Below are 12,252 nucleotides of genomic sequence, written 5' to 3'. Positions count from 1 at the left end.
ATTTTTAATATAACAGGATTACATGGGTAGAAATTTATCTCAGTGTTGCCCCAGCAACTAGCGATTTATATGATCCATAGTTTAATCTGTTGTTAATTCACCGTCATCCCGCTTCACTCCTTATTTAACTAGTAGTTCGAGATGCTTACCCCATGTTCTAAAAAATACTATAGCCATAAATATTAAGATAACTCATTTAACTAACTTTAGTTACTAAATATACTAATGTATTTAATTATGATCAGGAAATCAAGCCAAGATTATGACTTGCCTCACCGTCAACTGTTATATATAGTTCCCTACAACCAAGCTAAACTAACACCTCATACCGTTTCACTTGCAGATTGATACATTTAGGCAAGCTCGAGGAGGCAGAGCCAATCAGGGAACTCGAAAAATTAAATCCAAGGTTCACTGTAAATTAGCAAGCTACATCTGCGTTTAATTTCATCCAAATTTAATGCAACATTTTAGGCGTGTTAGTCCAGTAGGTTGGGGTAAGGAAACCCAACACCAATATCTATGTTAAGTTTCCGAGATTAATGTTGGGTTGCGCTGCGCTTGACCCAACCTTGTATATTGAGGGAAGTAGTGCAGTCTTAATACTTTCCCCATTCCCTATTCCCTACGTAACTACCGCCAATCTTGCCAATTTTGATTAAAAATGGAAGTATCAGGGAACGCGGTAGGATTACCATTTTTCTCTAATAGACGTTTGACGGCTTGTAATTCCGGTTCTGGCTTTGGTAAATCATCCACTAATTCATAAGGTGCGACGTTATTTTTGAGGGCGAAAGCGGCGACAGTTCCAGCCGCCGCGCCAGCAGACCATTCAAAGGAGTGAACCCGATAAGCAGCCGCAGCAATATGACTAGTAGCAATACTTTTACCACCGACAATTAAATTGTCAACTTTTTGGGGAATCATTGCCCTCAGAGCAATTTGGAAGGGATAAGCTTGTCCTGCACCGCGTCTTTCTCCTGGGCGTTCTGTATTACCGGGTGCTTCTGGTGGGCTTTTGGTCATGCAGGGATGAAAATCAATGGCGTAGTGACCAATACCCACAGCATCGGGGAAAATAGTAGAGCGGGTACGCCGCATGACTTGATCTGGCTTAATTTGACCGGAAATTACTGATGTCGCTTCTAAACCTGCCAAGGCTGCTTTTAGTTGACGATACATATTTGCTGGCAGAGTTTTGCGGTAATATTCATCGTTATAATTGCGGCGGGAAATATCAATTTCCCAAATCGTGAAGCCTCCTGGTTGTCCCCAACTAGGACGGCCGATAATACGCCGCCCTTCCCGCATATAAGGATATTTCGATAAACCATGCACTGTCCCCATTGGGGAATTTAAACCCGATAAAAAGCGGTTATTGGTTTGTTGTTTTTTCACATCCTTACCTAATTGGGAATCGGTTGTGCCAGCGACTAACCAATAATAGTAAGATAGGGCGTGTTCTTCGCCTTTGCGTAAGGTTTGTGTTCTGAGTCCACCCATCCAACCGCCTGGTTTTAATTGTCCTGTAGCTTGTAGTTGCTGACGAGTGTAGACTAAGTTATCTTTGGCAGTGCCGGGACGATAATCATTACCCCAAGTCCAGTTTTGCATGGATATATCCCCTGGGGTGGGTGCAGTAAAGTTGACACCTCTAAAGCTGGTGGGTTTTCCTTTGTTGGGACTCCAAATGCGGCGATAGGTAAATACTAAATCAAAGTTAGCTAACCGCTCTAATTCATAACTGAAGTAGGGAGAGTGTTGCAGATAAAAAGGCGGCATTTTTTGCGGTTGGGGGTCTTTTGTCGCCTCCATTGCAAAGGTGTAGGTAAAGCCTTGAGTGCAGTAAGGATCATTGCTAGTGCTGGATGATGAAGGTTCGAGGAAAGAACGCCCATCAATACCTAAGCGGTAGGGAACATCAGCTAAAGCAATAATTTCTCCGGTTTCGCTAGCGTCTACAACATACCAGGGAATTTTCCCTTTGGTTTGCTTGGGGACAAAGCGAATAATAGTTTTAGTGAAGCGAGATGAATTGTTGTAGCGGTATGCGTCTTCTATGGTTTGTGATAGGGGAAAGGTGTTTAGGGGTGGTGCGCCTTTGGCTGGTTGATGTTGGATGGCGATCGCACTATTAATTACCTGTCCAGTGGTACTATTATTCTGCCGAGTAATTCCCAGTTCTTTAATTACTGTGTTGGGAAACCATTCTAGCTTACCTCTACCCCGTTTTTCCGCATCCTTGAGCATCTGCACGGTGATATTATGAGCATCACGGGGCAGAAAACACGAATCACTTACCCAACAATCTCCAGGGTTAAGTTGACCGTATTTTTTTTCAATGCGGTTGCGTAGTTCTAGATAACCACGAGAATAGAACTGGCGAGAACGTTGAGTTGGTCGTTCATCTAACGCAGATGTCCCTTGTGCAGAAATTTGCCCTCCCAACCAGTCAGTAATTTCTGTTAAGCAAACCCTTTTTCCAGCTAACAAACCCTCATAAGCCGTAGCTACACCAGAGAGTCCACCACCTACAACTAAAATGTCACAATTAATCGTTTTATCTGGATTTCTCGGTGGGGCGGCAATAATAGCGGAATGTGGTACGAGGTAGCCAGAGATTAAGGTCAGACTAATCAGTGAGGCTACTTTTTGTCTACGCTTCATGGTGTGAGAACTATTTCTACTCTGTGCCAACTTGTAGACGTTACCATTCTGGGAATGTTCATGGCAAGCAGGGGGGCAGGGGGCAGGGGGCAGGGAGCGGGGGGCAGGGGGCAGGGGGCAGGGAGCAGGGGGCAGGGGGCAGGGAAGACAAGGGAGACAAGGGAGACAAGGGAGACAAGAAGGATAATTTTTTTTATCGCCAATGCCCAATGCCCAATGCCCAATGCCCAATGCCCAATGCCCAATGCCCAGTCCCCAGTCCCCAATTACTATAGTTAGTAAAGCGAGTTGAGATTGAGCTAACTTATGGATAACTTATCTCCAAGCAATTCTAACTCCCCGGCTGGGGGTGGTTTACCTGTAATTCAGTATTGGGTAGAACAAACTCTCTCACCCCAGGGATTCAAATTATGGCAAACTCTGAATCATAAAAGTGCTTGTTTATCTTGTGCTTGGGGTACGGGTGGACAGCAAGGGGGATTTGTTAATGAAGCGGGAGAATATTTACAACGCTGTGCTAAAAGTGTAGAGGCGATCGCCGCAGAATTACAACCAGGAATTAAACGAGATTTTTTCTCAGAATATAGCATTAGTGAATTACAACAACTGACTTCTCAAGAGTGCGATCGCTTGGGTAGATTAACTTATCCTCTCATACTCAAATCAGGTTCATCTCATTATCAACGCCTTAGCTGGGAAGAAGTTTATCATATCGCTACACAAGCTTTCAATTTACCCCCAGCACGGATTGCTAGTTATAGTTCTGGACGCTCATCTAATGAGGCTGCTTATTTATTACAATTATTCATGCGATCGCTCGGTAGTAATAATTTAGCAGACTGTTCAGATTTATGTCATGCACCTTCAACTGTGGGTTTAAAAAAGGTTTTCGGCTCAGGTACATCAATGGTTAGCCTGGAAAACTTAAAACACAGTGATTGTATTGTTTTAATCGGCTCTAATGCACCCGCCAACCATCCCCGACTAATGAATGAATTGATTAAACTGCGGGAAAGGGGCGGTAAAGTGATTATTATTAATCCCCAAATTGAAATCGGTTTAGTTAAATTCGCCTCTCCGGCATTTCCTATTAAATCTTTACTCACAGGTGGTTCTGATATATCTTCTTTATATTTACAACCAATTCCTGGTAGTGATGTCGCCTTGTTTGTAGGCTTGCAAAAATCCCTGATTGAACAGAATTTAGTTAAAACCGAATATTTAAAATCCTATACCAATGATTGGCAAAACATTATAGACTACGCTAATAATATATCTTGGGATTATATAACTAACACCTGTGGTATATCTCAAGAAGAAATTACAGCCACAGCTTATATAATTGGTACATCAGACCGTGTAGTTTTTGCTTGGGCAATGGGCATAACTCAACAAGCAAACGGTGTAGATAATATTTTTAGTATTGCTAATACAGCCTTAATCACAGGTAACGCGGGTAAAATTGGTGCTGGTACAATGCCCATTCGGGGACATTCTAACGTCCAGGGATTTGGTTCAATGGGTGTCACTGTTAATTTGCGGGAAGAAATTAAACAAGCACTATCTCAACTATTAGGAAAACCCCTCAATGAAACTCCTGGTTATCATACCCGTGACTTAATCACAGCCTCAGAATTAGGCAAGATAGATACACTATTATGTTTAGGTGGAAATCTCTATGCAGCTAACCCAGATTTGCAACAAGCAAAACAAGCATTATCACAAATAGAAACCATTTTCTATATATCTACCAAACCAAATTTAGGGCATTTTCACGGATTAGGTAAAAAGCAAACTTTAATCTTACCTGTATTTAATCGCTTTGAAAATCCTCACAAAACCACAACGGAATCAGGTAATAACTTTGTCCGGTTAAACGATGAAGGTAAAAGTCATTTACAACCACCGCACGCTGACTTAATTTCAGAAATAGAATTAATCACAGAAATCGCTCATCGTTTACATAGTGAAACCCCAATAAATTGGCGCAAACTCCAAGATACAGTTTACATTAGAGAATTGATTGCTAAAACCATTCCTGGATATAAAAAAATTGGCACAATTGACCAAACCAAACAAGAATTTCTCATTGAGGGGCGAATTTTAGAACAACCAAAGTTTCTCACATCCGATGGTAAAGCGCAAATGTTTGTGACACCTTTACCACAATTATCTGTACCAAATAAAGTAGCCTTTGGACTTGGAGAAAATCAGCCAGGAATTGTAGTAATTTTAGGAACAGGACGCAGTTATGGTCAACATAATACTGTAGTTTATCGTAGTGAAGATAAGTATCGAGGAATGCCCCACCGACACTGTATTTTGATGAATCCTGTAGATATCAAAAAAGCAGGATTTCAGGAACATCAACGCGTTACAGTTAAAGGCGATAAGGGTAAATTAGAAAATATTGAAATTATTTGTGGAGCAATTCGTGAAGGTGTAGCTTTTATGTTTTATCCTGAAGCTAATGTCTTATTTACAGCAATAATTGATCCACAAAGTGGTACACCTGCTTATAAAAGAGTTCCGGTTTGTATTTACAAGTCGTGATGCTGGGAATTAAACATCAGAGGAGCAGAGGGGGCAGGGGGCAGGGAGACAAGGTAGACAAGGTAGACAAGGTAGACAAGGGGGCAGGGGAGCAGGGAAGCAGGGGGAGTAACACTCTTCAATTTTGAATTTTGAATTTTGAATTTTGAATTGAATTGCCCAATGCCCTTTATTTCCAAATAAACGCTAAAATCGAGTCAGTCTTTGTAATGTAGCGGTTGTGTCCCACATCAGTAAGACTGCGGTTCACTGCATAAATCCTGACTGTCAACGTCCCTATCCCCAACCTTGGGGTAACAAGTTTTGTAACAGCTGTGGCGCGGTGCTGCATCTGTTAGATCGTTATGTGCCGCTTCAACCCTTGGGTGCAGGGGGATTTGCTCAAATTTACACAGTCTGGGATGAAGTGACACAAAGCGAAAAAGTGCTAAAAGTATTAGTAGAAGAATCACCCAAGGCACTGGAATTATTTACCCAAGAGGCGGCGGTTTTGGTAAGTTTGCGCCATCCGGGTGTGCCGAAAGTTGAACCTGATGGGCATTTTCAAGTTAATTTGTCTAATCCCAAACGGCGACAGTTAGCTTGTTTGGTGATGGAAAAAATCAACGGGCCGACTCTGGCAGAGATTTTAGAGAATTATCCCCAAGGGTGTCCAGAGGAGATTGTTGTTAAGTGGTTGACTCAAGCACTGAGAATTTTAGAGGAATTGCATAAACGCCAAATCATTCACCGGGATATTAAACCCTCAAATTTAATGTTGCGGACTCCGGTTTCCACAGCATTACCAAATCAAGGGGGTACTGGTTGGGAACAATTGGTATTGATTGATTTTGGTGGGGCAAAACACGTCAAAATGGCGAAGTTGCGCCAAGAATCTAGTTCTACGAGATTATTTTCATCGGGTTACAGTCCACCGGAACAGGTAAGAGGGGGCAATGTCGGCCCAGAGGTTGATTTTTATGCCTTGGGACGGACGATGATAGAATTGCTCACAGGAAAATATCCCCCCGATTTGGAAGATCCGCAAACGGGGGTTTTGCAGTGGCGGCATCGGGTGAATGTCAATTCTCAGTTAGCAGATTTATTGGACGAGATGGTAAATGAGGATGTGCGATCGCGCCCTACTAATGCTGCTATGATCCAAAAACGGTTAACTAAAATTAATCAACCATCCACTTCATCACTTGCCAAAAATTTCCAAGGGGTTTTAACCCAAGTTACTCATCAATCTCAACTCTTACTGCAAGCGAGTGAACAAGCTTTAGGTAACTTTGGTCAAACTATTCGCAAAATCTGTTTGTGGATAGTTAAAACAATAGTGCAGATTTTCTTGGCTTGTGTAGCGACTATTTGGGCAATGGTACTTACTGCCTTGGGTGCGGCTGTTGGCACAATTTTTGGTTTTACCTTGGCATATCATACCAGTTTAGGCGATCGCTTAGTCGAATTGATCTCTACTCAGTTACCCGAATTAGCTACTCAATCTCAACCTACCATTGGTGCAGAACTCCTAGTATTTGCTGCCGCCGGCTTAGGTACAGCCTGGGGACTCGCATCTTCCGGGTGTTTTGGTCAACGGCGAAGGTTTTTAACAATATCATTCATGGGAACAGTCAGTTATATTTTAGGCTGGTTATTATGGCAAGTTATCACATCAGCTAGCGATCGCGGTGAAGGTTTAGTAGCAGCCACAGCCATTGGCGTTTTTCTTCTAGCACTGAGTACAGGCTTTCGTAGTCATCACATAGTTTATGCTGTCCTCGGAGGCTTTGGGGCAGCAATGGGTTTAGCCACATTACTCATTTTCGGATTCCCCACCACCGTCCTACAATTTTCTAGTCGTCCCCTATGGTCAGAACTCTCATTACCCATAGCCTTTTTTAGTTCCGTTGGCATCTTCACCAGTTTTTGGTTAGGAGTGAGTTATTACCTAATTGTCCCCAGCTTAAAGTTTTTAGGTTGGCGGTAGTATTGGGCATTGGGCATTGGGCATTGGGCATTGGGCATTGGGCATTGGGCATTGGGGTAAATATTTCTCCCTTGTCTACCTTGTCTCCCCCTGCCCCCTGCCCCCTGCACTCTGCACCCTGCCCCCTTGCACCCTGCACCCTGCCCCCTCCACCCAGTCCCCACTCAAATTAATACCCCCTGACGGTCTTGCTTTGCCAATCAGGGGGTTGATATACTTGGTAGACTATAATTCGTTCTGTATAGTTGATTACGATTCGATTGTAAAACTTAATTTGCGGTTTGACCACTATAATAAGCAGAATTAATATGATTTTTATAAGTTCTTTATAACCCCTTTATTCTCGTTAATTACTGAGAAAAATCTATACGAAGGTGTAACCATAGCATAAAATATCATTTGTCATCCCCAATAATACCTAAAAAAAAATAAAATTTTAGCTATTCCTGGCTGTATATTTGGTAATTTAACGTGGTATAATCAGCAAGTTTTAGCTCTAATAGCCGCAATCAAAAATAGTAATTAGTTATGAGTGATTGAGCATTGGAGTAAAAATCAAAAGTGATCGCTACAGCACCAAATTTAGCGGCATAAATGGTATTTTGATGATAATTGCGGCAGAAACTCACCAAAAAAGCCCAATAAAGTCATATAGATTGCAGAAAATTTGGGAAAAGTTTGGCAAACTGAAATCTATCTGCAAAATCAGATTGTCTAACTGATAACTTACGTAATAAAAGATATAACTATCCTCAATCATGGATGAGAGAGAAGAAACTTTATGTCTGAAAAACTGTTGAGGTTTCGATTTTCTCAATGCCAACCAGTGAAATAGGATGGCTATAGATAATTAACATCATAAATTTGCATCTAACCCTCATAGCCTACTATTGATTGGCGTGGCGATCGCCATTGAATAGTGAACACTAAACAGTGAACAGTCAACAGTGAACAGTCAGCAGTAAACCCAAACAAGCCTGATAACTGATAACTGATAACTGATTTAAAAAGCTGTGAAGTTAAATATTTTTCAGGTATAGCATCAAAACCAAAATCAAGTAGCAAATTCTTAATTACGAATTACGTAGCTTGCTTCTCGCTTTGCGAGTATTACGAATTACGAATTACGAATTACCAATTGACTTTCATCAGCACAATTTGAGATAAACAGGCAAAAAAACCATGTCAAGGGTGACTGAGCAGCAAAGCTCAAGAGAGCAGCCACTTGAGCTAGAACAACCTAAGATTTGGTGGGGTCTTGCTGTAGCCCTACCTGTAGCAGTTGCGGCTGGCTTACTAGCTACAGCGAAGTTTGAGCAAATCAGCAAATTTAACCCATCAGTACCCATCAAACCAGTTGCTAGTAGTACTAGTGCTTTGGGACGTTTAGAACCACAAGGAGAAGTGATTAGACTTTCCGCACCAGTGGGAGGATTACAATCAGCTTCACGAGTTAAGCAGCTATTTGTCAAAGAGGGAGAACGAGTCAGAAAAGGTCAAGTGATTGCCATTTTAGATAATCATGATACTCAACTAGCGGCTGTGGAAGAAGCCAAAGCTAAACTCCAAGAAGCCCGTGCTAGTTTGGCACAAGTAAGAGCAGGATCGCCTAGAGATATTCAAGCGCAAACAGCCGTTATTGCTCGTTTACAGGCGCAGTTACGGGGAGAAGGCGAAGCCCAGCAAGCAATGATTACTCGTATAGCTGCCCAATTAAGTGCCGAAAAAGTTGCTCAACAAGCCACTGTGAATCGCTTAGAAGCGGAACTCAGAGGGCAACAAGATAGTTTAAGAGCCACACTCAATCGTATCAAAGCCGAGCAACGTAATGCTCAGGTAGACGCTGGACGCTACGAATTTTTATACAGACAAGGTGCGATTTCTCAGCAAGAACGAGATAGAAGGCGATTGAGTGCGATTACTGCTAATCAACAGGTAATTGAAACCCAAGCTACCCTGCGTCAAGCAGTAGCTACTATACGACAGCAAGTAGCTGAGGCTAGAGCTAATCAAGTGAAAACTTTATCCAGTTTGCAACAGCAGTTAGTAGAAGCGAGGGTAACACGAGAGAAAACCATTGCTACTTTACAAAGACAAATTGACGAAGAAAAAGCCAGACTTAAAAGACTGGTGGAAGTCAGTCCGACTGATGTGCAGATGGCGCAAGCTCAAGTTAGTAATGCGATCGCTAATGTCAGAAAAGCCGAAGCAGAACTAAAATTAAGCTACGTGCAAGCACCCTCATCTGGGGAAATTTTAAAAATTCACACCAAATCAGGGGAAGGTATCAGCTCAGAAGGTATTGCTGAGATGGGTAACACTGAACAAATGACTGTGATAGCAGAAGTACCTGAAGATGGTATTGGTAGAGTTCGTATCGGTCAAAGTGTAACTGTCTCTAGCGATAATGGTGCTTTTAGCGGCGAATTACAAGGAACTGTCACTGAAATTGGTAGAAGGATTGGTAAAAAAGATGTCCTCAATACAGATCCTGCTGCTGATGTTGATGCCAGGGTTGTAGAAGTCAAAATTACTTTGTCACCAGAAGATAGTCAAAAAGTTTCTGGTTTAACCTACGCCAAGGTATTGGTTGAAATTAATAACTAGTTAAGCCACAGGGTAAATTTTACCCCAATGCCCCATGCCCAATTCCCAATTCCCAAAATGTCTTTCATTTTGAATTTTGAATTGATATGCCCCATGCCTAATTAACTAATGACTAATTTCCTCACAGCAATTAATCGCAAAAAAATACCTCTAGCTTGGTTACAACTAACACGAGAAAAAACTCGATTAGCTGTAGCTTTAGCTGGCATTGCTTTTGCAGACATTTTGATGTTTATGCAGCTAGGTTTTCAGGATGCACTTTACTACAGTAACGTCCGCTTCCATAGCAGCTTGCAAGGTGAAATTGTCTTGCTGAATCGTCAATCTAATGCTGTACTGGCGATGAAAAGCTTTTCACAAAGACGACTGTATAAAGCTTTAGAATTACCCTCAGTAAAATCTGTACATCCTATATATTTAGATTACTCGATTTGGAAAAATCCTGATACTGGTAAAACTCGCAGCATTCTTGTATTTGGGATTAATCCCGAAACTAATGTTTTTGATTTAGAAGGAGTGGCAGAAAATTTAGATAACCTCAAACTGCCTGACACTGTTTTATTTGACCGTTCTTCTCGAAAAGAATATGGGCCGATCGCCAAATATTTTGAGCAAGGTAAAACTGTCACAGCAGAAGTTCGCAGACGCAGAGTTACAGTAGGCGGATTATTCACTTTAGGCACTTCCTTCGGTGCGGATGGTAATTTAATTACCAGTGATATTAATTTCTTACGGCTGTTTGTTACTCGTCAAAAAGGATTAATTGATATTGGTTTAATCAGATTAAAACCAGGGGCTAATCCTAACAGAGTTGCCGAAGAATTACGTAATTACTTACCTCAAGATATCAATGTTCTAACTAAACAGCAATTCATTGATTTTGAGCGATATTATTGGGCAAGTAGTACAGCAATTGGTTTTATTTTTAGTTTAGGCACAATCATGGGTTTTATTGTAGGCACTGTGATTGTTTATCAGATTTTGTATACAGAAGTAGCAGATCATTTATCTGAATATGCTACTTTAAAAGCTATTGGTTACACCCATAAATATCTATTAGGTGTGATTCTCCAAGAGGCTGTAATCTTAGCTTTTTTAGGTTATATTCCCGGATGGGCTTTTACAATGTTTCTCTATCAAACTGCCAGAAATGCTACATTATTACCCGTTTTTATGAGTTTTCAACGTGCCATTATTGTCTTGATTTTAACATTTATTATGTGCGTTATTTCCGGGACAATCGCTGTTAGGAAATTAAAGTCCGCAGACCCAGCAGATATTTTTTAAATTGCTGTTGCTACAAGAAAATAATTATAAATTAAATCTTAATTGTGAAAGATAATTTATTAAGATAATTTATAATTTATTTCATCATATTAAATCATGAATACGCTTCATAAAATCACTCATGAAAAATACAATAAAAAGGTTAAAAACATCTGCGATAAAACTACACATCAATTCTCTTATTGAATAGGCATCTTGCAAAAGTAATAATTATCGTGTAATTCTATGCTTCTACCCTGCTGATTGTGCTTGTACTGTGGGCGAAACAAAACAATATTCATGCAACACAATCCATGAGCTACCCTCTCAAGGAAAAGTAAACATTAATCTTCCCATGCCCAATGCCCAATGCCCAATGCCCATTTTTAAAGCAAATGTCTAATGACAAATTACAAATTACCAATTTATTCTTGACTTAAATAATCATGAGAAATGAACCTGTGATTGCGATTAGTAACCTGAATCATTATTATGGTAGAGGCGCACTAAGAAGGCAAATTCTGTTTGATATTAACCTGGAAATTTATCCTGGAGAAATCGTAATCATGACTGGCCCATCAGGTTCAGGTAAAACTACATTACTGAGTTTGATTGGTGGTTTGCGTTCTGTACAAGAGGGAAGTTTAAAATTTTTAGGTGTGGAATTATCTGGTGCGAGTCAGACTAAATTAGTCCAAATTCGGCGGAGTATTGGCTATATTTTTCAAGCCCACAATTTGCTAGGGTTTTTAACTGCTAGACAAAATGTGCAAATGGCTGTGGAGTTGAACGAACACGTTTCTCAAGAGGAAGCGATCGCCCAATCACAGACCATGTTAAAATCTGTAGGGTTAGAAAGTCGCATTGATTACTACCCAGATAATATGTCTGGTGGACAAAAACAAAGAATTGCGATCGCTCGCGCCCTGGTGAATAATCCTCCCCTAGTCTTGGCAGATGAACCAACCGCCGCCTTAGATAAACAATCAGGCCGTGATGTGGTAGAAATTATGCAACGTCTTGCCAAAGAACAAGGAACATCCATCTTGTTAGTTACCCACGACAACCGCATTTTAGACATTGCCGATCGCATCGTGGAAATGGAAGATGGTATCCTAGCCCGTGATTCCCAAACCGCAATCATCAGTTATGATGCTGGAGCATGGACTGAAACACAATAGTTAATTGTT

Annotated in this window: 10 protein-coding genes; 8 read left to right on the top strand and 2 right to left on the bottom strand. The window is 41.0% G+C overall.

Translation table 11 applies throughout. The features are described 5' to 3' along the window. Positions 1-633 precede the first annotated feature (633 nt). Entirely contained in the window at positions 634-2,667 is a 2,034-nt protein-coding gene (locus ACPZ3T_RS14340; RefSeq protein WP_490277019.1) for an FAD-dependent oxidoreductase, read from the bottom strand. Between the two features lie 23 nt (positions 2,668-2,690). Here ACPZ3T_RS14340 and ACPZ3T_RS14335 point away from each other — a divergent pair, with 23 nt between their 5' ends. The 4 genes from ACPZ3T_RS14335 (at position 2,691) to ACPZ3T_RS14320 (ending at position 7,189) form a co-directional block, all read left to right on the top strand. Then, on the top strand, positions 2,691-2,942 hold the full coding sequence (locus tag ACPZ3T_RS14335) for a hypothetical protein (protein WP_490277018.1): 252 nt from the start codon (positions 2,691-2,693) through the stop codon (positions 2,940-2,942). Positions 2,943-2,973: 31 nt separating this feature from the next. Then, positions 2,974-5,220: an FdhF/YdeP family oxidoreductase gene (locus ACPZ3T_RS14330; protein ID WP_490277017.1), complete on the top strand. Its 2,247-nt coding sequence runs from the start codon at positions 2,974-2,976 to the stop codon at positions 5,218-5,220. Beyond that, positions 5,220-5,348 carry a hypothetical protein gene (locus ACPZ3T_RS14325; RefSeq protein ID WP_490277016.1) on the top strand — a complete coding sequence of 43 codons (129 nt, stop codon included), beginning with the start codon at positions 5,220-5,222 and terminating at the stop codon, positions 5,346-5,348. Before ACPZ3T_RS14330 ends, ACPZ3T_RS14325 begins: the two co-directional genes overlap by 1 nt. Positions 5,349-5,440: 92 nt before the next feature. After that, entirely contained in the window at positions 5,441-7,189 is a 1,749-nt protein-coding gene (locus tag ACPZ3T_RS14320; RefSeq protein ID WP_490277015.1) for a serine/threonine protein kinase, read from the top strand. Here the strand turns inward: ACPZ3T_RS14320 and ACPZ3T_RS14315 are convergent. Then, positions 7,147-7,353: a hypothetical protein gene (locus ACPZ3T_RS14315; RefSeq protein ID WP_490277014.1), complete on the bottom strand. Its 207-nt coding sequence runs from the start codon at positions 7,351-7,353 to the stop codon at positions 7,147-7,149. The genes ACPZ3T_RS14320 and ACPZ3T_RS14315 overlap by 43 nt on opposite strands. 1,018 nt (positions 7,354-8,371) lie before the next feature. Here ACPZ3T_RS14315 and ACPZ3T_RS14310 point away from each other — a divergent pair. From ACPZ3T_RS14310 to ACPZ3T_RS14295, 4 genes are all read left to right on the top strand, one after another. Further along, a complete protein-coding gene (locus tag ACPZ3T_RS14310) occupies positions 8,372-9,796 on the top strand; it encodes an HlyD family secretion protein (RefSeq protein ID WP_490277013.1) in 1,425 nt (474 codons plus the stop codon). 108 nt (positions 9,797-9,904) lie between these two features. Beyond that, positions 9,905-11,083 carry an ABC transporter permease DevC gene (gene devC, locus ACPZ3T_RS14305; protein ID WP_490277012.1) on the top strand — a complete coding sequence of 393 codons (1,179 nt, stop codon included), beginning with the start codon at positions 9,905-9,907 and terminating at the stop codon, positions 11,081-11,083. A gap of 256 nt (positions 11,084-11,339) precedes the next feature. Next, positions 11,340-11,465 carry a hypothetical protein gene (locus ACPZ3T_RS14300; RefSeq protein WP_490277011.1) on the top strand — a complete coding sequence of 42 codons (126 nt, stop codon included), beginning with the start codon at positions 11,340-11,342 and terminating at the stop codon, positions 11,463-11,465. A 43-nt stretch (positions 11,466-11,508) separates the two neighbouring features. After that, entirely contained in the window at positions 11,509-12,243 is a 735-nt protein-coding gene (locus tag ACPZ3T_RS14295; protein ID WP_490277010.1) for a DevA family ABC transporter ATP-binding protein, read from the top strand. The last annotated feature ends 9 nt before the right edge of the window (positions 12,244-12,252 follow it).

It is taken from the genome of Aliinostoc maniaoense, assembly GCF_058172895.1.
The sequence above is the reverse complement of the archived record's forward strand: the minus strand, read 5'-3'. Positions and strand labels throughout refer to the sequence as shown.

What these genes read in the sequence shown, in the direction of transcription:
- ACPZ3T_RS14325 (WP_490277016.1), top strand. Translation starts at nt 5,220, where the DNA reads ATGCTGGGAATTAAACATCAGAGGAGCAGAGGGGGCAGGGGGCAGGGA.
- ACPZ3T_RS14295 (WP_490277010.1), top strand. Translation starts at nt 11,509, where the DNA reads ATGAGAAATGAACCTGTGATTGCGATTAGTAACCTGAATCATTATTAT.
- ACPZ3T_RS14340 (WP_490277019.1), bottom strand. Translation starts at nt 2,667, where the DNA reads ATGAAGCGTAGACAAAAAGTAGCCTCACTGATTAGTCTGACCTTAATC.
- devC (WP_490277012.1), top strand. Translation starts at nt 9,905, where the DNA reads ATGACTAATTTCCTCACAGCAATTAATCGCAAAAAAATACCTCTAGCT.
- ACPZ3T_RS14310 (WP_490277013.1), top strand. Translation starts at nt 8,372, where the DNA reads ATGTCAAGGGTGACTGAGCAGCAAAGCTCAAGAGAGCAGCCACTTGAG.
- ACPZ3T_RS14330 (WP_490277017.1), top strand. Translation starts at nt 2,974, where the DNA reads ATGGATAACTTATCTCCAAGCAATTCTAACTCCCCGGCTGGGGGTGGT.